Annotated in this window: 22 protein-coding genes; 9 read left to right on the top strand and 13 right to left on the bottom strand. The window is 42.3% G+C overall.

Features of this window, described 5'->3' with window-relative positions:
- Positions 1-50: 50 nt before the first annotated feature.
- The 4 genes from FTV12_RS02085 to cxpE form a co-directional block, all read right to left on the bottom strand.
- Positions 51-2462, bottom strand: a complete 2412-nt coding sequence (locus tag FTV12_RS02085; protein ID WP_180033451.1) for a CSLREA domain-containing protein — start codon at positions 2460-2462, stop codon at positions 51-53.
- A 9-nt stretch (positions 2463-2471) separates the two neighbouring features.
- Positions 2472-4271 carry a rhombotarget A gene (rbtA, locus tag FTV12_RS02080; protein ID WP_180033450.1) on the bottom strand — a complete coding sequence of 600 codons (1800 nt, stop codon included), beginning with the start codon at positions 4269-4271 and terminating at the stop codon, positions 2472-2474.
- 121 nt (positions 4272-4392) lie between these two features.
- A complete protein-coding gene (gene hda, locus FTV12_RS02075) occupies positions 4393-5097 on the bottom strand; it encodes a DnaA regulatory inactivator Hda (protein ID WP_159124042.1) in 705 nt (234 codons plus the stop codon).
- A gap of 15 nt (positions 5098-5112) precedes the next feature.
- Positions 5113-6333, bottom strand: coding sequence for a chloramphenicol efflux transporter CxpE (gene cxpE / locus FTV12_RS02070; RefSeq protein WP_180010672.1), 1221 nt, complete (start codon positions 6331-6333; stop codon positions 5113-5115).
- 135 nt (positions 6334-6468) lie between these two features.
- On the opposite strand from cxpE, the gene purM reads away from it, so the two are divergent.
- Both purM and purN read left to right on the top strand, forming a co-directional pair.
- A complete protein-coding gene (gene purM / locus FTV12_RS02065) occupies positions 6469-7539 on the top strand; it encodes a phosphoribosylformylglycinamidine cyclo-ligase (RefSeq protein WP_180033449.1) in 1071 nt (356 codons plus the stop codon).
- 6 nt (positions 7540-7545) lie between these two features.
- The gene (purN, locus tag FTV12_RS02060; RefSeq protein WP_180033448.1) at positions 7546-8175 is read left to right on the top strand and encodes a phosphoribosylglycinamide formyltransferase; all 630 of its coding nucleotides are present in this window, start codon (positions 7546-7548) and stop codon (positions 8173-8175) included.
- Between the two features lie 64 nt (positions 8176-8239).
- Here the strand turns inward: purN and FTV12_RS02055 are convergent, their stop codons facing one another.
- Together FTV12_RS02055 and sppA are read right to left on the bottom strand one after the other, a co-directional pair.
- Complete coding sequence (locus FTV12_RS02055; RefSeq protein WP_180033447.1) at positions 8240-9043, bottom strand: alpha/beta fold hydrolase; 804 nt, start codon at positions 9041-9043, stop codon at positions 8240-8242.
- Complete coding sequence (gene sppA, locus FTV12_RS02050; RefSeq protein ID WP_004784634.1) at positions 9040-10062, bottom strand: signal peptide peptidase SppA; 1023 nt, start codon at positions 10060-10062, stop codon at positions 9040-9042. Before sppA ends, FTV12_RS02055 begins: the two co-directional genes overlap by 4 nt.
- Positions 10063-10189: 127 nt before the next feature.
- Between sppA and FTV12_RS02045 the strand changes: the two genes are divergently transcribed.
- Entirely contained in the window at positions 10190-11164 is a 975-nt protein-coding gene (locus FTV12_RS02045; protein ID WP_159124047.1) for a lysophospholipid acyltransferase family protein, read from the top strand.
- Here the strand turns inward: FTV12_RS02045 and FTV12_RS02040 are convergent.
- From FTV12_RS02040 to FTV12_RS02030, 3 genes are all read right to left on the bottom strand, one after another.
- The gene (locus FTV12_RS02040; RefSeq protein WP_180016984.1) at positions 11153-13612 is read right to left on the bottom strand and encodes a DNA internalization-related competence protein ComEC/Rec2; all 2460 of its coding nucleotides are present in this window, start codon (positions 13610-13612) and stop codon (positions 11153-11155) included. The genes FTV12_RS02045 and FTV12_RS02040 overlap by 12 nt on opposite strands.
- An 84-nt stretch (positions 13613-13696) precedes the next feature.
- Complete coding sequence (gene lolD / locus FTV12_RS02035) at positions 13697-14380, bottom strand: lipoprotein-releasing ABC transporter ATP-binding protein LolD (protein WP_159124049.1); 684 nt, start codon at positions 14378-14380, stop codon at positions 13697-13699.
- Positions 14373-15608, bottom strand: a complete 1236-nt coding sequence (locus FTV12_RS02030) for a lipoprotein-releasing ABC transporter permease subunit (protein ID WP_034170943.1) — start codon at positions 15606-15608, stop codon at positions 14373-14375. Before FTV12_RS02030 ends, lolD begins: the two co-directional genes overlap by 8 nt.
- A gap of 26 nt (positions 15609-15634) precedes the next feature.
- On the opposite strand from FTV12_RS02030, the gene FTV12_RS02025 reads away from it, so the two are divergent.
- A complete protein-coding gene (locus FTV12_RS02025) occupies positions 15635-16198 on the top strand; it encodes a PilZ domain-containing protein (RefSeq protein WP_159124050.1) in 564 nt (187 codons plus the stop codon).
- Between the two features lie 20 nt (positions 16199-16218).
- On the opposite strand, the gene FTV12_RS02020 is transcribed toward FTV12_RS02025, so the two are convergent.
- Positions 16219-17112 (bottom strand): DMT family transporter, encoded by an 894-nt coding sequence (locus FTV12_RS02020; protein ID WP_159124051.1) that lies wholly within the window; start codon positions 17110-17112, stop codon positions 16219-16221.
- Positions 17113-17127: 15 nt separating this feature from the next.
- The gene (locus tag FTV12_RS02015; protein ID WP_159124052.1) at positions 17128-17613 is read right to left on the bottom strand and encodes a YaiI/YqxD family protein; all 486 of its coding nucleotides are present in this window, start codon (positions 17611-17613) and stop codon (positions 17128-17130) included.
- A 249-nt stretch (positions 17614-17862) separates the two neighbouring features.
- Here FTV12_RS02015 and FTV12_RS02010 point away from each other — a divergent pair, with 249 nt between their 5' ends.
- Positions 17863-18795 (top strand): hypothetical protein, encoded by a 933-nt coding sequence (locus FTV12_RS02010; RefSeq protein ID WP_159124053.1) that lies wholly within the window; start codon positions 17863-17865, stop codon positions 18793-18795.
- 599 nt (positions 18796-19394) lie between these two features.
- Here FTV12_RS02010 and serC read toward each other — a convergent pair.
- The gene (gene serC / locus FTV12_RS02005) at positions 19395-20477 is read right to left on the bottom strand and encodes a 3-phosphoserine/phosphohydroxythreonine transaminase (RefSeq protein ID WP_166137710.1); all 1083 of its coding nucleotides are present in this window, start codon (positions 20475-20477) and stop codon (positions 19395-19397) included.
- Between the two features lie 436 nt (positions 20478-20913).
- Between serC and FTV12_RS02000 the strand changes: the two genes are divergently transcribed.
- Genes FTV12_RS02000 through FTV12_RS01985 form a run of 4 tightly spaced genes read left to right on the top strand, consistent with a single transcriptional unit; the run spans position 20914 to position 25717 of the window.
- Positions 20914-22395 carry a TolC family protein gene (locus FTV12_RS02000; RefSeq protein ID WP_159124431.1) on the top strand — a complete coding sequence of 494 codons (1482 nt, stop codon included), beginning with the start codon at positions 20914-20916 and terminating at the stop codon, positions 22393-22395.
- A gap of 11 nt (positions 22396-22406) precedes the next feature.
- Entirely contained in the window at positions 22407-23486 is a 1080-nt protein-coding gene (locus tag FTV12_RS01995) for an HlyD family secretion protein (protein ID WP_179992663.1), read from the top strand.
- Complete coding sequence (locus FTV12_RS01990) at positions 23487-24629, top strand: ABC transporter permease (protein WP_180016986.1); 1143 nt, start codon at positions 23487-23489, stop codon at positions 24627-24629. It begins immediately after the preceding gene.
- Positions 24626-25717 carry an ABC transporter permease gene (locus tag FTV12_RS01985; RefSeq protein WP_166137722.1) on the top strand — a complete coding sequence of 364 codons (1092 nt, stop codon included), beginning with the start codon at positions 24626-24628 and terminating at the stop codon, positions 25715-25717. Before FTV12_RS01990 ends, FTV12_RS01985 begins: the two co-directional genes overlap by 4 nt.
- Positions 25718-25750: 33 nt before the next feature.
- On the opposite strand, the gene FTV12_RS01980 is transcribed toward FTV12_RS01985, so the two are convergent.
- Positions 25751-26170: a DUF3887 domain-containing protein gene (locus FTV12_RS01980; protein WP_125278447.1), complete on the bottom strand. Its 420-nt coding sequence runs from the start codon at positions 26168-26170 to the stop codon at positions 25751-25753.
- Positions 26171-26228: the final 58 nt, after the last annotated feature.

Raw genomic sequence — 26228 nt, 5'->3', positions numbered from 1 at the left:
TTTAGTTAAATAAAAAGCCTCCATCTGGAGGCTTTTTTTTCATGCTGCAATTACTTTCTAACTCGGCGATATCCTGCCAAACCTAATAATCCGAACAATCCCCAAATTCCAAATGAACCACCACCACTTGATGATGTATTGGTATTTTTAGTCGTATTTTTTAAGTTAATTCTTGCTGTATCCGACATCAACTCATCTGCATCAAAAACATGATACTGCATATCATAATCTGACTGACTAAAAGTGTTTTTCACACTAAAGGTCAATTTTCCACCATAACAGGTTTCACCGGCAAAATTCCCTGGGCATGGTCCTTCTCGCTCTGCGGAAAGGTTTACTCCAGCAGGAAGCTTGACAATACGAATCGGAATCTCACGACCATCTTTATCACGATAGAAAGCAGCCTTGCCATTCATCCGTGGACCATCACCATCATCACTATCATTCTCTAATGGATTCACAGTCACGGTCAGATTGTTTTCTGCGCTAATTCTATATTCGTCATTTTTTACAATCGGTTTAATATTTACAAATGCGCCCTGCAAGATACCAGTACTGCTGGCACCTGTCTGCTTGTCTTTAATTGTATAACGGCAATACTCCGTATCCGAGAGACTGGTTACTTTGCCATCAGTACGATACATCATGATACGGTTTAAGTCAGGCTTCCATTCACATTTTAAATTTGGGTCATTCGGCGCACCTTGAACAATTAATGAACTGCCTGATCCAGATAAAGACCCTACACCTAAAGATTGCACTGTAATTTCATAATTTTGTGAATTTAATGCTTTAGCTTGTACTTGAGTATTATTTAAAGTTTCTTGAGGCATGACCAAACTAAATGGATTAACGTATATGGCACGATATTTCTGGTATTGCTTGGTATATTTTAAAAGATCCTCATATTCTTTTAGCTCTTCCTTTAAGCCCTGAATTTCTTCAGGTTTGGTATTCTTATCTGCCAGAATAGAATTAATATCATCAATATTTTCCTGATAATAATCCAGCAACTCTGTTAAAGAACTATTTTTTAGACCAGAAATATCTGTTGCAGTTAAGTTCCGGATTTCGATCGACCCAATTTCACAGGAATTTTTTGCATCTGGATTAAATAATAAGGTTGCCTTAGTTAACCGCTCAATTCCACGCTGATCAATTTCTTCACAACTTTCTGTACCGATATTAACCAGATCCGTATTCGATTGTCGATCAATAGGATAATACATCCCTAAATAATGGTTATTTACAGAAGGTTCGATATAAGCAGTTAACAGATCAGTGATCTGATTACTGGATACATCAATATTCGTTGAAACACTATTTTCTGCCAGTTCAGGTAACACACAGCGCGAGGAACCACTTGTATGGATCGCATTATAAGCAGTAAATAAATCTACATCCTGTTCTTTACTTGGGTTCCCACCATTCAAGGCATATTCACAAGATAGGCCCTGGTTAAAGGCTAATACATTATAAGCCAGACTCGAATTACCAGTATTGTCATAAAAGATGGTAGAGCGAGCAGTATTTTCGACAATCGTGTTATTAATGGCACTAAAAGTGAAGAAAGAACTTAATGGACGGCTGATTTCATTGGCCATTCGGAAAATATGACCTGTGGCACTGGTCGTATTTTTTGCAATTGTAGAGTTACTAATATCAGCTTTGGCATAACCACAAAAGTCCAGAATACTGGCCGTCTCAGTAGAACCATTTTTGACAATGCTGCTTGCGCTAATTTCTAGCTTGGTCTCTGTACTGCCCAGATTCCCCACACAATCCATGGCCAAGACACTGCCATATGTAGCTGCTCTATTCTGATGAATTAAGGAATCCTGAATCCTGATAATTTTTTCATTATTCATCGCTACTGCATAAATTGCTCCCCCTTCTGCAGCCGCTCGTGAATTTACAATTTCACTATTCACGAGGCTTAGAGGACCGGCGACATAAAATGTTCCACCATTACCTTTATCCAGACTGGTTTTTGCAGCATAACCATCTTTCAGGATGATACCATTTACCACCATGCTGGCTTGGCTAGCGACCGTATTAAATAAGCGGGTTTTCCCTTGGCCTGAAATGGTGGTTGTTAAAGCCTCACGTGTTGGATATAAAAAGGTAATAGGGCTTCTTTGAGTATAATTGAAGGGGGATTTTCCCAAAATATTGACATGGGATTCAACAATAATTTCACTATTGAGTTTGTATTCCCCAGCTTCGAGTTGGATGACATCTGGAGCGGAACCGTCATTACGCAATGTACGGCCAACATTGCATCCTCCATAGGATTTATCCAGCTTGGCTGTCTTAATGGCTTCACGCAAGGAACAGGCACTGGTATTTTCCCCGTCCTCGTCAGCAAATGTAGTGACATATATGGTTTTATCTTCGGCTGCCATTAAACTCATGGCAGATAAAATCATGGCTGCAAGCAGTCCTTTTTTATAATTTTTCATGATTTTTCCTTAATCTTTTAATCTGCGACGTAGGCCGATCAACCCTATCAAGCCCATTAAGCCAGCGATTCCCCATGCCCCACCAGAGGTTTTCACAGACTTGTCTTTCATTTCATTTTTAGGTTCTTGTACAATCTGGGTACTTAAAACCAGATAAGGTTTGGACTTATTAAATCGTGTAGAGGAAGTAACTACCTGAATTTCAAAAATGTCAGCACCATGCCATTGTGAATCTGGGGTATAAACCACATTCCCATCAATATCAATGACTGTTTTGCCCTTGGAAACAGTTTTGGTTTGGATAACCTGTAAGCAGCCATCTTGCCAAGGCTCACCCTTTGGATTCTCTCCAATAATGTTATTGCATTGCTCTTTAGGAATTAAATCACTATCTCCTAAAGCAGATTCAATTGAAAACTTTGCAGTCTCTCCTTTTAGAAGATCCTGTCCAACCAGACTGGTAGATGTTGGAACTGTAATTTCAATCGCACCACGGTCACAAAATAAGTTATCTAGTAAACGGTCTACACCGCGTTGGTCTGACGCCTCACAGCTGACTGAAGGATTGCTGCTATTGTAGCTAGTCCCTCTATTTACAATCGGTGAATCACTAACCTGATTATAATTCAACAGGATACGAGGACGTAGATAGCCCAAGAACTGATCTTTAGGAACGCTATAAGGACATAGAATAGCATCGCTATTTTGTTTTAAATTTAGACAGATACCTTCACTTTGATCTGAAGCCTCTGCAAACAAGCGAGTACCTGTCCAGATCTGGTTTGGATACGCAGCATCACCTGTACCACAAGATGCTGTTACCAGGTTATTGTGAATCGTACTTTTATCCGTAGTTTCAATCTGACAATCCTGCGTACCATTTCTTAAAATAATACTGTTCGCCACATAGGCTTTACCATTCGGGGCACTAATACGTAGTGCTGTACCTGTATTGTCCACTATTGTCAGGTTATTGATTCCCACTCCATCAATCACATTGATCAGTGCTCCCTTATTTTTTAACAGGGTACTGCTTAGGACTTCAGCATTAATGGATTGAATATCGGCAGGATTATCGACTTGGCCCGCTGTATAAATATTGGTAGCATTATTATTCAGCGTCTGGTTATTCTTTAAAACGCTTTGATAAACCAGAAAGTATGGAAGCTGGCTATAGAGTATGCCACCCTGTTGCGCCTGATTATTTTCAATCAGGCTGGTTTTTATTTCGGCAAAAGCAATCAGATTCTGGCCAAATTTCCCCACATTATAAATGGCACCACCTTGACTCGCAGCTCCCTTGTATAAGCGGCTGTAATCAATCACCAATTTACCTTTATTATGAATTAGGCCACCTTGTTCGGCACAGCTGCTTTTACCGCAACCTTCAAGGTCGAGTTCTTTTAAATTGACTTGAATCAGCTCTTCATCATTGCTAATACGGAAGAGATTATCTGTCCCTTTCATTTGAATATGAGCGTTATATAACCCCATTACCTTATCGGTACTACTAAATTCACCATCTACTTCTGCGATAGATTTAATCGTTACTGATTTCTTGATCGGGATATGCTTATTCAGTACATAGGTCGTTTTTTCTTTTAAGATAATGGTGCCAATAGCATTTTCGCCACCACAGCCCATATAACCTTCTTTAGCCAGGCCACGATTCACATATTCAACAGCTTCTCGAAGTGAACATTCCTTGTCATCTTTTTCAATATCTTCTGTGGTAGTTACAATAATTTCTGCACTATATGCCTGCCCCGCCATACATAGCAAAGCCATGCCTATGCTCTTCTTGAGCATACCCTTCTCCTTAATTTTTTATTTCTTTCTTTTTCTTCTAAAGTTGCATCTTCCTTGCAACAGCGAATTATTTTGCCTTACTTTCGCATAGACTGAGTAATTACTCAAGATGTTTTATAATTTAACGATATTCATCAATTAATGCATAAATCTGCCGCAGGTTAGCATTGCTGACCTTCAGCTTTTCGCCTTTAAGTAATTGAATAATCTGTTCTAATGTTTGTAGAAGCACGGAAGTTTGATGTGGTCCGTGATTTAGCAAATAATCAAAAATCTGTGGATCAAGATGAATACCGCGTCGGTCCAATACCGAGGATACCAAGGCAAATCGGTCCGCATAAAGACTGCCATTTGGGACACGGACACTGACTGCCTGCGTGAGTCGGGACTGCAAATCGGGCAATTCAAGCTTTAACTCAATGGGTGCAAAACGGGAAGAAAATACCAGCTGACCACCGCCTTCATCATTATAATTAATCAAGTGAAAAACGGCGCGTTGCCAGTGTGGAACCCCACTAATGGCTTCAATATCATCCAGTGCGATCAGGTCAAACCGGTCCAGCGAAGTAATCGCTTCAGTAGGCGCATCCAGAAGCTCCAGCAAAGACACCTGTATAGCAGTCTTACCGATTTCCAGATAAGAATCACAAATGGCAGAGAGTAAGTGACTTTTCCCTGTTCCAGCTCCGCCATACACATAAAAGCGGCTGATTAGGCCTGCATGCAGCTGTCGGACTGCGTCAATTACATGACCCCATCCCGGGCCCGAAAAATCACTAATTCGGGCATCGAGTTGAGGTTCTATATCTAGCTGCAATTGACGCATATGATTCTGATGGCCTTATGAGTCTTTATGAAGAGGTACATCCATCTTACTTGATTTCTCTCCCTCTTGCAGTGGTTTTGCTTCTGACTTTTTCATTTCAATATCAACATCTAAGTCTGAAGTTTCTACGCTTATGGAACCTGTAGCCGGATCATTCATAATGACAGCCTGATTTCCATAAAAGTGTGTATGTTCGTAATATTCACGTGCATGTCGCAATAGAACCACAATGACGGCTGCAACCGGCAATGCAATTAGCATCCCCATGAAACCCGCCAGTTGAGCACCCGCCAGTACCGCAAAAACCACAGCAACCGGAGATAAACCTATTTTATCGCCGAGCAGGAATGGTTGCAGTACATAACCTTCTACAGCCTGACCGACCATAAAGACCACACCAACCAGAACCAGTTGCCACCAGTCAATCCCGAATTGCAGGAAGGTCGCAATGACAGCTGCAATGATCCCGACCGCAAATCCCAGATAAGGAATAATACTGGCCAGGCCTGCCACCATACCGATAATCAAACCGACTTCAAGACCAATCAGTTGTAAGCCCACTGCATAAACAATTCCCAGCAGAATCATCACCAGAAACTGTCCTTTGACAAAGGCGCCCAGCACACTGTGGCATTCACCTACAATTCTTAAGGTGCTTTCTTCATAAGGGCGTGGAATCAGGCGACGCAAGCTTTCCAGCATACGATCCCAATCCAGCAGGAAATAGAATGCAATAATTGGAATCAGGACAATCGTACCGCCAATCTGCAAGAAGTTAATTCCAGATTGTGCAAGGCGTAGCAGGAAGGCCTGAATACTGTCAGCACTATAATTGGTTTGCACATAGTCCATGACCACATCAGAAATCTGTGTGGTATCAATTTCCATTTCAACGACATTGAAGGTATTCGACAACCATGGCAAAAAGGTTGAATTAATCCAGCCAATGACCGCAGGTATATTGTCACGCGCATAAATCAGCTGCTGCCAGATCAGCGGCACCAGATACCAGATCGCCAGGATCATAACGATCCCGATTCCAGTAAAAACGATACTAATAGAGAGCCAACGCGGCAGACCGATATCGTGCAGTTTATCTACCAGCGGGCTGAACAGATAAGCCATTAAAAACGCTGCAACAAATGGAATTACAACGGGTTTTAGTAAATATAGAATCCACAACAACAAAGCTATCCCAGCTAGGATAAACACGCGACGCAATGTGCGATCTACCATAAAGTTTCGCCTTCTCTCTATTAATCGTTATAAAAAGTAAAATATTTTAATAAAGATAGCATTTTAGGGCATAAATACCATAAGAGTTTTGCATATTCAGGTTATAATCCCCCGCGCGAATGCGGAGACTTCATTATGAGCAACTCAACTTCTACCCCAAACACTGGTTTAAGCTACAAAGATGCAGGTGTCGATATTGAAGCGGGAGACGCGTTAGTCGACCGAATCAAGTCCGTCGCTAAGCGTACTAAACGTCCTGAAGTAATGGGCGGATTAGGCGGTTTCGGCGCCCTTTGTAAAATCCCTAAAGGTTATGAAGAACCTGTTCTCGTATCAGGCACAGATGGTGTTGGTACAAAATTACGTCTGGCACTGAATTTGAACCGTCATGACACCATTGGTCAAGATCTGGTTGCAATGTGTGTGAACGACCTTCTCGTTTGTGGTGCTGAACCACTGTTCTTCCTGGACTATTATGCGACTGGTCACCTAAATGTGGACGTGGCTGCAAATGTCGTAACAGGAATCGGTGCTGGCTGTGAACTTGCAGGCTGTGCACTGGTTGGTGGTGAAACTGCTGAAATGCCAGGCATGTATGAAGGTGAAGATTACGATCTTGCAGGCTTCTGTGTCGGTGTAGTTGAGCAAAGCAAAATTATTGATGGCTCTAAAGTAAAAGCGGGTGATGTACTCATTGGTGTTGCATCTTCTGGTGCACACTCAAACGGTTATTCGTTGCTTCGTAAAATTCTTGAAGTTAAAAATGTTGACCTGAATCAAATCGTTGATGGTCGTCCACTTGCAGATGTTGCAATGGAACCAACACGCATTTATGTGAAATCTATTCTTGAACTGCTAAAACAGGTTGATGTACATGCGATGGCACACATCACGGGTGGCGGTTTACCAGGCAACCTGCCTCGCGTATTACCAAACGGTGCTCAAGCAGTCGTAGATGAATCTTCTTGGGAATGGCCTGAGCTGTTCAAACTCCTTCAACGCGAAGGCGGTGTAGAACAGTTTGAAATGTATCGTACCTTTAACTGTGGCGTAGGTATGGTTCTTGTTGTTGATGCAGCCGAAGCAGACAAAACTGTAGAGTTACTCAACGGTTTGGGTGAGAAAGCATGGGCAATGGGTCACATTGCAGATAATGCTGAATCTGTTGAAGGTGCAGACGAAAAAATTCGTGTGATCTTCGCGTAATTTCGCATGATTAAAATTGCTGTACTTGTTTCAGGCAGTGGATCGAACCTGCAAGCCCTGATAGATGCCCATCTGTCAGGAGAAATTGTCGGGGTGCTTTCCAACAAGCCTGAAGCATTTGCTTTAGAGCGCGCTCATAAAGCAGGAATTCCGACTGCAGTCATTGAACATAAGCAGTATCCAAGCCGGGAAGCTTTTGATGATGTCATGCATCAGCAGCTTCTGGACTGGGATGTTGATCTAGTGGTACTTGCGGGCTTTATGCGAATTTTAAGTGAAAAATTTGTGAAAGCCTGGGAAGGGAAAATGCTGAATATTCACCCTTCTCTTTTGCCACATTACAAAGGCATGCATACCCATCAGCGTGTCCTGAATACTGGTGATGTTTTGCATGGTTGTACAGTGCATTATGTCACTCCTGAACTGGATGCCGGCCAAGCCTTAGCACAGGGTGTATTAAAAGTATCGCATCAAGATACGACTCACACTTTAGCGCAGCGGGTACATGTACTGGAACATCTGATTTACCCACAAGTGGTAGAATGGATTTGTAATGGGACAATTCAGCATACTGAACAAGGTGTGTTGTACCGTAATGCAAAAATGCAAGAACCTGTTCAATTCTGCAAATTCTAAAAGTCCAAATATAAAAAAACGCATCCTCGGACGCGTTTTTTTATTTCTTTAGATGAGATGAGCTTTAAGCAGACTGTTGCTGAATCAGTTGTTTGACCAGACTCGCTACTTGCTCAGGCTGCTCCAATGGGAACATATGCCCACCATCTACCACTGTAAATGGAATGCCAAATTTCTTTTGCACTCGCTGCGGAAATTTGCGCGCCAAAAATGGACCTTTCTTGGCAACCACCAGATGCACTGGTACTTTTGGTTTAGCCTGAGGTAACCACCATAGCGATGGATTGGTTCTAAAGATATTCACTTCATCCATTTTAGGAATGGTGAGTTCAACTCCACCTCGAACCGGATCATCCTTTAAGGCATAGTCAATATAAGCTTGGAAGCAATCTGCATCAAAATCCTGATAAAAGCCTTTCGGTCGTAGCAGTTCAGCTGCCTGTTCCCGAGACTCCCAATGATCACGACGGCGTTTCGACAAACCTGCAGGTGACATCTGGTCCAGTGCTTTTAAGCGAAAAGTTTTTGCAATATGCAATGCAAAGGCTTCTTTGCCCATGATCATCGGCGGATCAAGCATAATCATTTGCGAAAAAAGTTCCGGACGCTGTAGGGAGGCCTGAAAACTCAGGACTGAACCTAATGAATGCCCCAAACCAATTACCGGACGTCCATGAGACTGACGCACGATACTATCAATCACCTGCTGAGTCAGACTTTTCCAGTGATTATCAATCGGATAACGCTTATCAGGCCCTAATAACGGCACATAGATAATATCGTAATCATCTTGCAGTCCCTCAAACAGCTTTTGATAGACTTTAGATGGTACGCCATTGGCGTGTGCAAAATGAATCAAGGGTTTCATTGTAATGTCGTTTTATTTTCTGACTGAAGTTTCTGTGCCACTGAAGTTGCAATTCCTTCACCAATCGATGAACCCATACGACCTAGTACTGACTCAAATGGACTATATTCAATGGTGTAATTTAAAGCTTTTTCAGTTTTTAGTTCACGCTTCAAAGTATTTAAACTACCAATACGATCTGCAATACCCAATTTCACCGCCTGTTCACCGGTCCAGAACAGACCTGAGAAAATAGCAGGATCAGTCGATTTTAATTTCGCTCCACGTCCCTGCTTTACAGCATTAATAAAGTGACCATGCACATTATCCAGCACACCTTGTACATGCGCTTTTTGCGCAGGATCAACCGGCTGTGTCATGGACAGCAAAGCTTTATTTTCACCTGAAGTCATGGTGCGGTCTTCAACTCCAAGTTTTTGCAGCAGGTTATTCACACCATAGTTCGGCATGATCACACCAATTGAACCGACCAGACTCGATGGATTGACAATGATTTCATCTGCAGCGGATGCAATATAGTAAGCACCAGAAGCCCCTGTATCACCAATCACGGCATAGAGTTTTTTCTCAGGATACTGTTTTTTCAGATACTGGATTTCCTGCCAGATTTCATCTGACTGGACTGGTGAACCACCCGGTGAATTAATATTTAAAACGACAGCCTTACTTTGCTTGTTTTCAAAGGCTTTTTTGAGTGATTTGATGGTATTGCTACTGTTTACGCTTTGCTTGTCTGCGGCAATCGTGCCAATAATATCAACCACAGCAATGTGTGCACCTGCGCCTGCACTTGGATCAGAAGCACTCATGCTACAGCCTTTACCCAGCGCAAGAATGACAACCAGCAGATAAGCGAAGGTCAGAAATTTAAAGAAGATCCCCCAGCGACGTGCCCGTCGTTGCTCTTCTACTGAAGCTAAAACCGCTTTTTCCAGCAGTTTCCATTCTGGGCCAGTCGGTTGAACTGGTTGTTGCGTATTTTGTATTTGATTTTCAGGTTTTGGTGGCCAATCGGACATAAATAATCCAATAAATTAATTTATATTGAACCCATTATATACACCGAAAAGGGTAATTCTGTCTAAAGAAACCGTTTTCGCCTATAATAAGTGCTATTCTTTTTTATTTTATCAATATTACAACTCAATGACTGAACGCAGCTCAAAGAATTCAGCTTACGGTTTACTCAAATATATTAGCCGCCAACCGCTTTCAGTTTCCCGATGGATTGCGCGTATTCTTGCCTTAATCGTTAATATTTTTAAAGTTTCTAAAACTTCTGATGTAATTCGCCTGAACCTTGAGATCAGTTTGTCTGAACTGTCGACACAGGAAAGAGAACGGATTACCCGTGCCGCGATTCGCAATGAACTGATGTCTTATTTCGAATTTTTCAGTATTTGGGGTTCGAGTAATCAGAAAAATATTGAGAGAGTGCATAAGGTTATAGGCGAAGATTTACTGCATGATGCCTTGGCACAAAATAAAGGTCTGGTACTGATTGTGCCGCACTTTGGCACTTGGGAAATCATGAATGCCTATGTTGCGCAATTCACTTCAATGACCATCATGTATAAACCTGTAAAAAATCAGGCAGCGGATCAATTTGTTCGTGCAGCACGCAGCCGCGAACAGGCCAATCTGGTGCCGACAGATGAGTCTGGTGTAAGACAAATTTTCAAGGCCTTGAAGCAAGGTGGCACCACTGTCATTCTGCCGGATCATACACCCAACGTTGGCGGTGAATATATTCCTTACTTTGGCGTTCCTTTGGCCACCAGCAACCTGAGTGCCAAGCTGATCCAGAAAACCAAAGCCCGTGCGCTGTTTCTTTATGCCCTGCGTAATGAGGATGCTGGCTTTGATATTCATATCGAGGCCATAGATGAAAAAATTTATCAGGGAGATGCTAATCAAGGTACAGGCATCATCATCAACACGATTGAAAACCTGATTCAGCGTCATCCTGAACATTATCACTGGAGCTATAAACGCTTTAGAGCTCACGAAGATCTGGGAAATATTTATAAGCTTGATCATAACCAAGCTTTGTCCAAAGTGAACCAGTTAAGAACTTCTAATCTGGCTGCTGTTGAACCATCTCTAGAATCAGTCAGTTAGATTTTGTTTTTGTAACCATTTCCAGCGACTTCTTTCAGTTTCTAGAATGATTTGAGTTCCTTGCTGATGAAAATGCAGGCTGCCATGCTCTGCTGTAGTCAATAGAGGAATATCCAATTCTTTGAGACGCTGTTGAGTCAACTGACTTGGATGCCCGTAACGATTAAATTTTCCAGCAGACGCAATCGCCAGTTTAGGACGATAGTGCTGCAAGAATTGATAAGCTGAACTGTGCTGACTGCCATGATGGCCTAAGACCAAGACATCCACTTTTAAATCGGGGTAGTCTTTGAGTAACTGATATTCAGTCTGCCAACCTGCATCTCCCATCAGCAGAAAATTCTGATAAGGCCAGACATCTTTGAGCTGCAAATACACTACACAAGACAGGTCATTTTTATTGAAATTAGCAGTATTTAATTGTTCTAGTTTTGGTGCAATGACCTTAATCTGCACATCATTCTGCCATTGCCACCGCTGTCCCTGATAACATAATTGAAAGTTTGAAGAGGCTGCAGTTTCGGTCACTTCATTGGCATAGATATTCTTAATCTTGAGCTGCTCTTTAATGCTGTGATAAGCACCACTATGGTCCTGATCCAGATGCGTTAAAATCACCTGCTCCAGTTGAGAAACACCTTGTACCGACAGAAATGGCATGATTACCTGCTTCCCAATACTAAATTTTTCCTCATCATAATAACCACCCATATCGATCATCATGTTATGAGTTCCATAACGAAGGAATATCGCCTGCCCTTGCCCAACGTCCAGCACCGAAAGCTGAAATGGCGGATGATTAAATTGAGGAACACAAACTGGTACCGCCGCGACAGCTATCCAGGATTTTGGTAATACTCCACGTGGTAAGAATAAAATCAGCAAAGACAGAATACATAGCCCAATCATCCAGTGATTCATTGCAACTGGAATTAACTGCGGTTTAAACCAGTGATCCAGCAGATTTAAGAAGCCCAACAGGATATTCAGCAACAGATCATTAAGCTGAAATAGCATGCTTGAGACCGGTTCAGCGATAAAAAAGAGAATTGCTGCCAGAATATCGATCGGTACAATCAAAAGACCGATCCAGGGAATTGCGACCAAATTGCTGAACGGTGTGATCCAGGCAATCTGCTTAAAAAACAGCATCATTAAAGGAAATAAAGCGAGAAAGATTTTCCACTGTGATTCCACTAGCACTTTAGCTGCAAAATACAGTTTTTGTATTGCTGTCTGATTTTGCTCGGATGGTCGCTGTTGAATGGTCTGATAAATTCTGAGCAATACAAAACAGGCCCCATAGGATAGCCAGAAAGCCGCGGACAAGATACTAAAGGGATCAATGAATAACAGTAAGGCGGCGCTCAGAATCAGTAGTTTTAAAGCCTGCAGATTTTGTCGAAGCAGCATGAGGATGACACCAATCATACAGATCAGCAGAGTGCGGATTGCCGGGATTTCAAAACCCACAAAGGCACAGTACAGCACCACACAAAACAGAAAAGGTAAAGCCAGAAAATACTGGCGTGTCCATCTTAGATAAAGCTGAGGCATACTTCGTGCGACGAGTAGCCGAAGCATGGCACAGACCATCAGGGCAAAGATCAGCACATGTGGTCCGGAAATCGCCAGTAAGTGACTCATACCCATACGTCGAAATTGCTGTTCAGTTGCAGGATTTAAAAGGCTTTCATCTCCGGTGAGCAAAGCCAGAAGCAAACCTTTATTTTGTACAGGTTGCCTTGCTATGAACTCTCTTAATTGCAGCCGCTTCTTCTCTACCCAAAGTAGAAATTGCTGAGTTAAAGCTCTTTGCTCTCGAATAAACTGACTATACCCCAGTGTAGAAACAGTAGCTGAATCAAGTTGCTCTATCTGTTTGATCCGGAAACCTGCCATCATATTCTGTTGCAGTGCCCATTTTTCAGCATCAAAAGCACCGGGCGTTGCATAACTGTGATTAGGACGTACCTGCCCTTGCAGCCGGTAATAATGCCCCAGTTCAAGTGCATTATTTTCATGATTCGCTGATAGTTGTGAAGTATTCGATGAGGTTTTAGGTAGAAAACCCATCCAGGTTACGGTGCGTCCATCGAGGTTTAATACTTCCAAAGGCTGCTGGATGGATTGTTCACCGAGTTTATTCAAGCGTTTGACATAAACGATAATGTCTTTCTGCAGTACTTCATGCTCGACATTCAATAGCCGTTGGCTGAGCTGTTGATTGGCATAACCATATCCCAAAAATGTCCCGAGTAGAATACAGGTACTTACCAGCAATCCTTTATGTAAGGGCTTTTTCAGAACAGTATTGAGCTTGGAACTACAGAAATAAAAGAGCACAGCAAGAAATATCACTGAGATTGAATTCAACTCAATATTCAGAAAAGATTTTCCCATACTGGCAAGGCCTAAAATCCAGCCCAGACACAGCCATTGCAACATGAAGATTTTCTTTTTTATTATTATTTTCAGGCAATAATAAAGCCCACCGAAGTGAGCTTCAATTAAAGAAGATTATTTCTGTAATTAGTCATTCATCCATAGACCATCACGCATATGTAGAATCCGGTCTGCCGAATGTGCCAATTGTTCATCATGGGTCACAATTAACATGGCCATATTGAATTCACTACGTAATTCAGTCAGCAACTCAAAGATTTTATCGGCTGTTTTACGGTCCAAGTTACCTGTTGGCTCATCTGCCATCATTAACTTCGGCTTGGTCACCACGGCACGAGCCAGTGCTACACGCTGACGCTCGCCCCCTGAAAGTTCGCCCGGTTGATGGGTTAAACGATGGGTTAATCCAACACGCTCCAGTAAGTATTCTGCCTGCTGTTTAGCCTCTTTAAACTTGACGTTTTTACGAAGCATTAAAGGCATCGCGACATTTTCTAGTGCAGTAAACTCTGGCAATAAATGGTGGAATTGATATACAAAGCCCAAATTTTCATTACGGACATAGCCGCGTTCTGCTTCAGATAAATTGTCAAAACGGCGGCCATTGACCATCACTTGTCCGGCAGAAGGACGATCCAATCCTCCCAGAATATGCAACAAGGTACTTTTACCGGAACCACTTGAACCGACAATAGAAACAAATTCCCCGGCCTTTACCTGCAATGAAATCCCTTTGATCACATCAACCGTAGATTTTCCATCTGTAAAAGATTTCTCGATATTTTGGGCATCCAGAACCAGATTACTCATAACGCAATGCCTCCGCCGGTTGAATTTTAGCAGCACGGAATGCTGGATAAATAGTGGCTAGGAAACTTAAGGCAAGTGACAAACCTACAATCACGACCACATCCTGCCAGCGCAGATAAGAAGGTAAATAGTTGATGAAGTAAGCATCAAACATATTCAGGCCAAGTGAATTGTTTAACCAGCCAATAAAACTACTAATACTGGTGGCGGCAATAATCCCGAGAATGGCACCCGCACAAGTTCCGATTACGCCGATCACAGTACCTTGAACCATAAAGATTCGGGTAATCGTGGCAGGTGAAGCACCCAAAGTACGTAAAATTGCGATGTCGGATTTTTTATCTGTGACCACCATTACCAGTGAAGACACGATATTAAATGCTGCGACCAGGACAATCAGGAATAATAATAAGCTGACCATTGCTTTTTCCATCTGAATTGCGCTGAACAGATTACCGTGGGTATAAGTCCAGTCAGAGGCATAGAAGTTACCCGGTAAATCACGCACAATTTCCTGAGAAACCTGAGGCGCTGCGAAAATGTCATCCAGCTTCATACGTACGCCTTGTGCACCATCTGGCAGACGTAACAAGGTTGAAGCATCGTTCAAGGCAATATAACCCATCATCGAATCAACTTCTGCACCAATGCTGAAGATCCCAACCACTTTAAAGCGTTTAAAACGTGGCACAACACCCGCTGGTGAAGGCGTCGCTTCAGGTAGAACCAAGGTAATATTATCGTTCAAGCCTACGCCCATGGCATCTGCCATCTGTTTGCCTAAAACAATCCCAAATTCACCTTTTTTCAGGTTATCAATACTACCCTCGACCATATGGTTCTGGATGATCGAAACTTTCTTCTCATACTTTGGTTCAATTCCGCTGACCATAATTCCGGCAACTTGCCCTTGAGCCGTGAGCATCCCCTGTAACTGGGTAAAAGGAGCCACACCTTGAACGTGTTCATGCCGCTCAATCTGCTTTGCAAGTTCAGGCCAATTTGTTAGAATTTGCGTCGAAGAAACAGTGGCTTGAGGAACCATCCCCAAGACGCGATTTTTCAACTCTCGGTCAAAACCATTCATGACAGACAAAACTGTAATGAGGACTGCTACACCGAGCGTGAGACCGATCATTGAGACCAATGCGATAAAAGAAATGAAGTGGTTACTACGCCGTGCGCGAGTATATTTCAACCCTATATACAGCGAGATTGGTTTGAACATAACCATCTAGTCCGAGGTAATAAATTATGGAAAATGTACAGCATCCAAACGGATTCACTGAAAGACGAGTCCTGTCTCGAATCGATGCTGCTTTACGAATCAATTATCAGATTATTTCCGATGATGTTGCCTTGAATGATCCTTACGATGCTAATTTCGTATTGCCCCGCTATTTTCTACTACTTGCAGAGCTAGATCAATTTGATCATGCTGTTAACTACGAATTAGAACAATTATCTGAAAAAGATCAACAAATTGCTCGAATCTTATCCTTATTCAACCAAAAATTAAACCTTATTACCGGTTCTTTGTATGACGCAATTGTACAAAGCATGTTACCTGTACCGGAACATGTGAACTTTTCAGAGACTGGTTTTAGCTTCTTTAGTGATCAGCCGATTAGTGAAGGAACCTATCTGCATGTGACTTTAAGTCACCCGGAAAACTTCTTCCACATCGCGGCAACCGCTCAGGTGGCCTACAGTCGTGCAGAAGAAAACGGGAAATATCGTACGGGTGCTTATTTCATTACCCTGCATCCTCAGGATCGCGTCAAACTGGGCGAATGTGTGAAAGCCAGCTTTGCTTAAGACTGGTATCTATCTTTTTATTAAAGGCGGGCTTTATAGCTCGCCTTAATTTCTTTAGCGAAATAAACCACTAAGCCAAACAATAAGATTACTACACCCACCAAAGCAATGAGCGGCAATTTTTCATTATTCAATAATACACCTACCAGCAAGGCCAGCATCGGTGTCAGAACGGTGGTTAAAGATAGAGTCGTCGGCTTAATCTTCTGTACCAGTTTGAAATAACAGAACATCGCAATCAGTGATGCCATAATTACCGCATATACCAGACCAAATAAGGACTTGGCATGTGGCATAGCAGTGGGTGCGTATTGCCAGATAAATGGCAACATACCCAGAGAAAAAACGACTGACAAACCAATCGAACCGGCCGCCTGTGCCATAGGATCAATTGGTGCATTGATTTTCTTCACCCAGAACATAGATACGCAATAAACTAATACACCAACCAGAGCGATCACGATTCCAATTGGCTGTATATGCTGATCTGCATCACCTAGACAGATCACCGAAAGTCCGATTAAAGCGATTCCCATTCCCAGCCATTGATTTAGCGAAAGTTGCATCTGAAAGACAAAACGCCCAATCAGACCTGAAATTAGGGGGGCCAAGCCGAACATTAAGGCAATGATGCCGGAACTTAAATAATCCGTAGACCAGTAAGTAAAAATTTGCGAGCCGATAAAACTGCATGCACCCGCCAAGTAACTATGCAGGGAAACACGATCAAGCGGTAATCTGGTTTTAAATAACCACAATAATCCTAAGGCCAGAGGCAAAGCCAAAAAGAAGCGGATCGCCAATGCCCACATCGGATGCAAATCTTCCACACTCCAGACAATCGCCAGTGGTGTGGTGGACCAGATGAAAACCAGCAAGGCATAGGTCAACATCAGGTTACTTTTTGGGGGCATACTTGATCTCGTTTTTTATTTAATCGCAGTTTTACGTTTCTGTTTTTGAATGGTTTGATCTAGAGAGCTGGAAAATTCACGTTTATCACGTTCAGAAATCGGCGGTGGGCCACCGGTTTGTACACCAGCCCCCCGCAAGGTATCCATAAAATCACGTAAATGTAGACGTGCTTTGACGTTAGCCACTGTATAGATTTCGCCACGCGGGTGAATCGCGATACCGCCCTTCTCGATGACTTGAGCAGCCAAAGGAATATCCTGCGTCACCACAATGTCATGCTCTTTCATACGATCAACAATTTCCTGATCTGCTGCATCTGCCCCGCTCATCACCTGAATAGAATTGATACGAATCGACGGTGTAATCCCTACCGGCTGATTAGCCACAAAAGTGACTTCAAGCTGATAACGATCGGAGGCACGGATAATCACATCTTTCAGAATACGAGGTAATGCATCTGCATCGACCCAAAGTTTGAATGGCAACACACAGCTTTCCATAAGGGAGAAATTTGGACTAGTGTAGCAAATCAGAGGATGCAGGTTGATGCCTAAAACTGCTCTTTCTCTGAATATCCTGGTATTTAAATACTCAACTCAACCGTATTAAATGAGTCAGCCACTCACAACTAGAAAAATATTTGACTTCACATGATTTGCATTTTAATTTTTAAATTCATTCGAGTGACTTGAAAAATCGTAATGACCCTCGATTAACTATAAATAAGTCATCCAAGATCAATTGTGCATATGAAAAAACAGAATAGCCCAGAGATCATCACTATTGATGATCAAAATTTCGGTAGTCATGTCGAACATTGGACCTTGCTTACTGAAAACCCAGGCACAGATGTTCCCCAGTGGTTAGGCAAAGCCCTTGACGCACCTGTAATGCCGATGGGCTTGTGTACACAAGAATGCGATATGGATGAAACCACCTGGCTGATTCAGGGACCGAGCAAAGCTGCGGTACAATTAAGCCAAGTGATTGCCGTAGAAAATAACAAGCCACAGGCTGTGAAAACCGCATTTCCGGGTTTTGACAGTCCCTACCAGGTGAAAGCCACGATTGACCGGATTATTTCTTGTAAATCCGACACCCAAGCTGTGTTGCGTCTCAATCTGGGTGCCAACAATATCATCTATGCCTTTGATACGCTGTACAGCGTCAACCGGTCGCATTATGAAAAAGACCAGTCTTATATCGTCAACTTAAATGCTTGGGCTTATGAACTGGAAGTGGTGACTGACCATGAACATTTAGTCGTGGATGATCCTGCCTCTATCAAACATCACCGTGCCCTGAATGCAATTCTTGCGGAAAATAATGGTGTTGCACCGGATAATTTACAGGAACAGATCGATGCTTGGGAGCCGAAATCTGAAGAAGACAAAGAACCGGTAACGGTTGATTTCTCCAAAATGGTCGCTTATCTCTATGGTGAGACCATGGGTCAGGAAGATGAAGCCTGGTTCCAGGGCAATATTGTCGGTAAAACTTCAATGCAATTTATGGATCAGGACTACATGCTCTATGATGTTACCCTGATTCATGATGAAGGCCAGCCGGCTACCTTGATCCGTGTAGCCACCCGCAATGACAAGCATAAAGATTTCCAGATTGGTCAATATATTCGGGGCAATCTGTGGATTCAGGCCAATATCTATCGAAAAGCAGCTTAAGCTGAATATCCAGATCGGAGGCTCATATTTTTATATGAGTCTCCTGTTTTTTATTTATTTTAGTGCGATATTCTCTCAATTCTGATTATTTTTTATCCACAATTGAAATCAGAATTAATGGATTTTGAATTTATTAAAAATAGATTTATCCACAGATTTAAATTCAAATAAATTCATTTTCAATGTTATCTTAAACTGAATAATCATATTAAAAACATTATAAAAATAATGACTTAATATAATAGTTCTATTTTTATGAATATATTGAGGCCAGTTATTTAAATAAAATTAATACTTTATGAAGTTTAGTTAAGAATGTACTTTATTTAATCAATTTTTTATGGTAAAAATACGATCAACAAATAATCATTTACGATAAATAGATCGGATAATAAATATCTATGAAAATCGTTCAAGAAGAAAATTTACAGCAGGTTGAGCATCATCTTGGCTCGCGTTATCAGCTTGATATGATGTCATGCCTATTTTTCGTATTGGGTATGCTCATTTGCGGCTATATCTTACATAACTTTGTTTTTTAACCCGAATTAAATGATAAAAAAACCCGGCCAATTGCCGGGTTTTTTAATTCTCAGGAATTAAGCATTGCGTTTAGCAAAGTCATCCATGAAGTTTACCAATGCCTGTACACCTTCTAACGGTACGGCATTGTAAATGCTGGCACGCATACCGCCTACTGAACGGTGGCCGGCAAGGTTAAGCAAATGGTTTTCTTTTGCTTCTTGCAGGAACTGTTTTTCAAGTTCAGGATTTGCCAAGGTAAATGGAACGTTCATGATTGAACGGTTTTCTTTGGCAATCGGATTTGCATAGAAGTCGCTAGAATCGATATAGCCATAAAGCAATTCAGCTTTTTGCAGGTTCACTTTATGAATCGCGTCTACACCGCCCTGTTCCAGTAACCATTCAAATACCAGACCAGATAGATACCATGCATAAGTTGATGGTGTGTTGACCATCGAACCGTTTTTCGCTTGATCTGCATATTTCAGGATGCTTGGAATTTCAGGTTTTGCCTGATCAAGCAGATCTTCACGGATAATAACCAGTGTTAAACCTGCAGGGCCAATATTCTTTTGCGCACCGGCATAGATCAGACCGAATTTAGAAACATCAATCGGTGCAGACAGAATGCTTGAAGAGAAATCACATACGAGTGGCTTATCAGTTTCTGGCACATGGGCAAATTGCAGACCGCCAATAGTTTCGTTATCTGCATAATGCACATAAGCGGCATCATCAGAAAGATTCCATGTGCTTTGATCAGCAATCGCTAATTTACCATCTTCAGTTTTAATGCCTGCTTCAACCACATTGATATCGCCATAGCGTTTAGCTTCTTTCAATGCTTTTTCAGACCAGATACCGGTACGGATATAGTCAGCTTTGTTGTTTTTACCCAGCAAGTTCAATGGAATTGCCGAGAATTGCAAAGATGCACCACCCTGCAAGAACAGTACTTTATAGTTCTCAGGAATATTCATGAGTTTGCGAAGGTCTGCTTCTGCCTTTTCCGCAACTGCAACATAGTCTGCACTACGGTGGCTCATTTCCATGATCGAAAGACCTTTGCCCTGCCAGTCAAGCATTTCAGCTTGAGCCTTTTCAAGTACGGCAGTAGGTAATGCAGCAGGACCAGCACAGAAGTTGTACGCGCGCATGATTTTTCCTTTCAGAGTGAAACACAATAAAATGATGGCATTTAACCATATCTGGACGCCGCTTGCACAAAATTATTTCTATCCAAGAATGAAGATAGAGTCAAAAAACCAATCTAGATTCGAGGGATAATTTGAATATCTTTGATTTTTTTGTTCTAACTCGGTGATTTCATTTATGAGAAATTGTACAGCTAAAAATATTCAATCTCATCCAATACTTAGAAGATGTTGAATCGGCCGCTAATATAAAATAATTGAAAAATGAATTTAAACTCGGCTCAAGTTTTAGAGTGACATAGAACTATCAGCTTGAAACTTGAGAAGTGAATTGTTTCAAATTACAACAATACTACAACTTAACCCATTCCTGCACTGCAAGCACTTGATTTATAATGCAGCTTAGACTGAATTAATGTGACTTTTACATTACCACTTTATGAATATGAAGAAAAATAAACAATGTGTCTGCTGGGGTCTGACTGTACTTGCATCTATGATGTATGGCAGTTTTGCTTATGCACAAAGCATCAGCTTTAAGGATGCAGAACAACAATTGTTGCAACGTTCCTATAGTAGCCAGGCTTTTCAAAGTCTGGAGCAAGCGTCAAAACTTGAAGCAGAAGCTGTCAAAGGTATTGGCCTACCTCGTGTTGACCTGAATGTTCGTGCCTATGCCTTTCATAGTGAAGTCGATATTCCATTAAAGCAGTTTAAAAATAATCTGGAAAATTCACTCTCTCAAGGCGTGAATGGCCGGCTTAATGAGTGGGAAGCCAGTAATGGTGTGGATCTACCTGCAGGTATTACTGATCCACTGCGTGAAGGACTTAACAATACTATTCATAGCGGAGTTGGTCTGATTCCGGATACGTCTAATGTCGTCCTTGAAGATCAGGTGATTCGTCCCACTGTTTCCGTGATGATGCCACTATATACCGGAGGCCTCACCCGTAGCGCCAAAGAAATTGCCAATATTCAGTCAGGACGTAGCGAACTTAGCAATCAGCAGCAACAGGACACGCAGCGTTTTGAACTGATTCAGTCTTACTTTAATGTTCAACTACAAAAACAGTTACTGGATGCAGCACTCTTTAATTCAAATGCCATGCAACAACATTATCGTAATGCTCTGAAGCTGGAACAGCAGGGTTTTATCAGTAAAGGTCAACGCATGCAGTTCGAAGTGGCACGCAACAATGCTGAACGCGCACAACAAAATGCCCAAGCCAATCTGAATGCTGCCCTATTTCAGCTAAATAATCTGTTGCTGGATAGCAATATCACCGAGCTAAGCACACCTTTGTTTGTGAATCGTGCTGAACCCCAAAATGTGAATATTCTGCTCAGCAGTTTTAGCCAGAACTCTCCTCTGATCAAAAAAATGCAGATGGATACCGAACTGGCCAAAGCCAATGTCAAAGCCCAGCAGGCCGCTAAAAAGCCAAATGTTTTTGCGTTTGGTGAATATAGCTTGGATCAACATCAAAACTGGATTGTGGGGGTTGCAGCACGTTATAACCTGTTCTCAGGCATTGATAAAAATAAAAATATTCAGGCTGCAGAGCTGAAACGCTATGCCGCTGAACTCATGACGGCGCGTACCCAGCAGGAGATTGAAAACCTGATTTATAAATCATTTAGTGAAGCAGTCAGCGCCCAGCAAAGTGATGCTCTACTTCAGCAGAACCTGAAAGCAGCTCAGGAAAACCTGCGTATTCAGGAGTTATCCTTTAAGGAAGAAGTCGGGACAGCCACTCAGGTCATCGATGCCCAAAACATGCTCAGCAGTTTAAAGGCAGAAATGGCATTAAACGCTTATAAATATGTAATATCTCTCGCGACCTTATTACAGAGCCATGGCTCAATTGTTGAATTTCCAAATTACATGCAACATGCCAATACCCACTATATTCGTTAATGGAGCCAGACATGACAGATGAGCAAAAGCCAGAACATCCTGTTGATGAAACGGCTTCAGAAATCAATTACAGTGAATCAGAGCCAGATAATCCTGAAAGCACAGAAAAAAAATCGCGCAAAAAATATCTGCTTTTAGCTTTAATTCCAGTGATTCTTGCTTTGATTGGGTTTGGCCTATGGAAAACCTATCAACCCAAAGAAATCGAGCTACAAGGCCGGGTTGAGGCAGAAACCGTTCAAGTGGCCACCAAAGTTCCAAGCCGGATTGAAAAGATTTATGTACAGGAAGGCGATAACGTCAAGAAAGGCCAGGCGCTGGTAAAATTACATAGTCCTGAAATTGAGGCGAAAAAGCAGCAGGCTTTAGCTACTTTACAGTCTGCATTAGCACTTCAGTCCACCGCAGAACGTGGTTCTCAGGAAGAAAATATCGCTTCTCTGTATGCCAACTGGCAGTCACTAAAAGCACAGGAGCAACTCGCTAAAACTTCCTATCAACGTGGAGCTAACCTGTTTAAGGAGGGTGTCATTTCCCGCCAGCGCCGAGATGAACTGTTTGCAGCTTCACAATCTGCATCCCAAATGACAGAAGCCGCTTATCAGCAATATGCCCGGGCTAAACGCGGCAGTACACCAGAACAGAAAAGTTCTGCAGATGCTCAGGTCGATATAGCCCGTGCAGCAGTCGCCGAAGCCAATGCACTAGAAGCAGAAACTGAATTATTGGCACCGATTGATGGTACCGTCTCCAAAACCTATGGCAATGCCACTGAGCTGGTGGCAACCGCAGTGCCAGTGGTCAGCCTGATCTCGGCAGAACGCTGGATTAGCCTGAATATTCGTGAAGACCAATATGCCGCTTTAGGTAAACAGCAACAGCTTGAAGGGTTTATTCCGGCACTGAATCAATCAGCTACTTTTAAAGTAAAAAATATTAGTGCTGAAGGTGAATTTGCCACCATTAAAACCACGCGCCAAACCGGTGGTTATGATGTCCGCAGTTTTAAAGTTCATCTTGTGCCAGTCACTGAAATGCCTGAGCTAAAAGTCGGCATGAGCGTGCTGTTTAAATTGAAAGAGCCAAAATAAATGGCTTCTGGATTCTGGGCGGGTATTCAGCGTGAAATACGCTATTTATGCAGAGAAAAATGGGATCTGGCTCTGGTCCTGCTCGCCCCTGCCTGTATTCTGATTTTACTTGGTAGCATGTTTGCCAAAGGCAAACCGGATCATCTACCAATCGCCATTATTGATCAGGATCAAAGTAGCCTGAGCAGCAAGATTTATGATCATTTATCTTTGAATCATACCCTACAAGTGCATACCGTTTCCGATCAAACGGTCGAAATCGAGAAGCTATTAAACGAAAATAAAATCTGGGGCTATATTCATATTCCTGCCGGAGCCGAGCAACGACTGGTCAAAGCTCAGGATGCTGAAATTAGTATTGCTTTTAATCAGAGTTATTTTAGTATCGGGAATACCATTTCTTCGGCTATGCTACTTAGCACCTTGCAGGCTCTGGCTGAATTTACTGGCAAGCAGTATCTAGGTAACACGCTCCCCTATCTGGAAGCACCTACACCGAATATTAAAATTTCCCCACTGTATAATCCGCAGCTGAATTATGAATTTTATCTGGAACCTTACATGGTGCCGGCAATTTTGCACTTGCTGTTATGTTGCTGTGTGGCTTTTGCTGTGGGTCAGGAAATTAAACGACATACTGTTAGTCATTGGATTGCCCAACAAAACTTGTGGTCGGCACTGCTGTCTAAAAATCTGGTTTATGTAGCAATATTTTGTTGCTGGACCTGGGCTTGGATGTTTTGGCTGGTCGAAATTCGCGGCTGGTTTATTGCCGGGTCATTATGGCCAATTCTTCTGGCGCAAATACTGTTCTATAGTGCCTATGCCTTTATCAGTAGTGCGGTGGTTCTGGCCACTCAGGACCTGACCAAATCTTTTGGTCTACTAGCAGTTTATGGTGGTTCATCGCTCAGTTTTGCTGGGGTGACTTTGCCCCTTAATAATGCCCCACTATTCACCCAGTTCTGGGCCAATATTATTCCCTATACACCCTATGCCAAATTACAGACGGAGCAATGGGTGATTGGCAGTCCGCTCTCTCTTTCACTGCAACCGATGTTCGTGCTCGTCATTTATGTCGTGCTTTATGCTGTGCTGGCCTATGTCTTTCTCAAAAAAACAGCCAAAGGAGTGTCACCATGAAATCACTCTGGAAAGCTTATTGCCAAACTTTTAAAGACATTATTAGCAATACCAGTATTTTTACCACCCTAATTTTATCGGTTGTGTTTTACAGCTTTTTTTATCCAACGGCGTATAAAGCTGAACAGGCAGAAGCCTTGCCGATTATTATTGTCGACGAAGAGCAAAGTGCTTTAACCAATACCATTATCAGTCATGTCAGCCAAAGCCCCAATGTACAAATCAAGGCGGTGACTGGAAATTTTGCTGAAGCCAAATACTGGGTGGAAACTCAAAAAGCTGACGGGATTTTATTATTACCAGATAATCTTTCTCAATCTATCCGGCATGGTGAAAATGGCGGGATTGGGCTGTACTTAAGTGCTGCTAACTTTTTAATTACCAAACAGATTGGTTTAGGCTTGGTCTCTTCAGTAGAAAATACCTTAAGTGAATATGCTGAACGCTTTAGCGAGATTTCACACTTCTCTCCTGCCCTATCCATTCACCAGATTCCATTATTTAATACGCTTTCTGGCTATGGCAGCTATGTGTTTCCGGCTGTTGCGCCATTGATTATTCATCAGACTATTTTTCTAGGCCTGAGTATGTTAATTGCGTTGTATCGAGAAAGTAGACAGGTGATTAATCTGACCACCTTAAGTGGTATCAGTTTGGCGATTCTGACCATTGGCTGTCTGGGCTGTTATTACCTGTTTGGTTTTACTTTCTGGTATTTTGATTATCCCCGTGGTGGAAATTTCTGGGGCATGCTGCTGGCTGTACCCATCTTTGTATTCTGCATGATTGGTATTACCACACTATTCGCCAGTTTTCTGGACATGCCAGAACGCGCCGGTCATATCATTGTTTTTACTTCGATTCCGCTCTTTATGCTTTCAGGAGTCGCCTGGCCGCATGCTGCCATGCCAGTCTGGGTCCAACTTATTGGGCAAGCTTTACCTTCGACCCAAATCGTGCAGATGTTTATTCAGCTCAATCAGATGGGCGTGCCCACTTATATGATTCTAGGAAAGCTTGCTTATCTATTGGTGATCGGCATCATCTGTATGAGCTTAGGCTATTATCGGCTACGCCCACGTTCTTAGATATGGATTTATTCAGTCTATTCACATTGAAAATTATTCACCAAATACCTGAATATTAAAGTTGCGGATTTTAGTACTGCCATTCGGCTGGTCAAAACTCACATCATACTGAACCAGATTTTTTGGATAGACAATTTCATAGCTGACCTTGTATTCACTCGGTTTACCGTTATTTTCCTCGAAGTTCTTTCTCATGATAGTCTTGGACTTATATTCACCTTGCGGAATTGAACGTGAAAAACGCTTCATGATTTTTTCATTGTTTTGAAACTCTGCCTGCAACTTCGGTTCAAGCTGAGCTAAAAACTCGTCATATTTTCCATCACGCAGGTCTTCATAAGCTACTTGCGCTGCCTTTTCCTGCTCAGGGCTTGGATCGGGCATACTGTCCATTGCATTATTACAGCCGCTGAGTGCAATAGCTGCGGTCAAAAGCATCAATCTGGTTTTCATTATTTATCTCTCATTTAGCCGATGTGTAAAAAAGGACGCCGAAGCGCCCTTTTTCATC

Source organism: Acinetobacter sp. YH12233, assembly GCF_013417725.1.
Lineage (GTDB): Bacteria > Pseudomonadota > Gammaproteobacteria > Pseudomonadales > Moraxellaceae > Acinetobacter.
The sequence above is the reverse complement of the archived record's forward strand: the minus strand, read 5'-3'. Positions and strand labels throughout refer to the sequence as shown.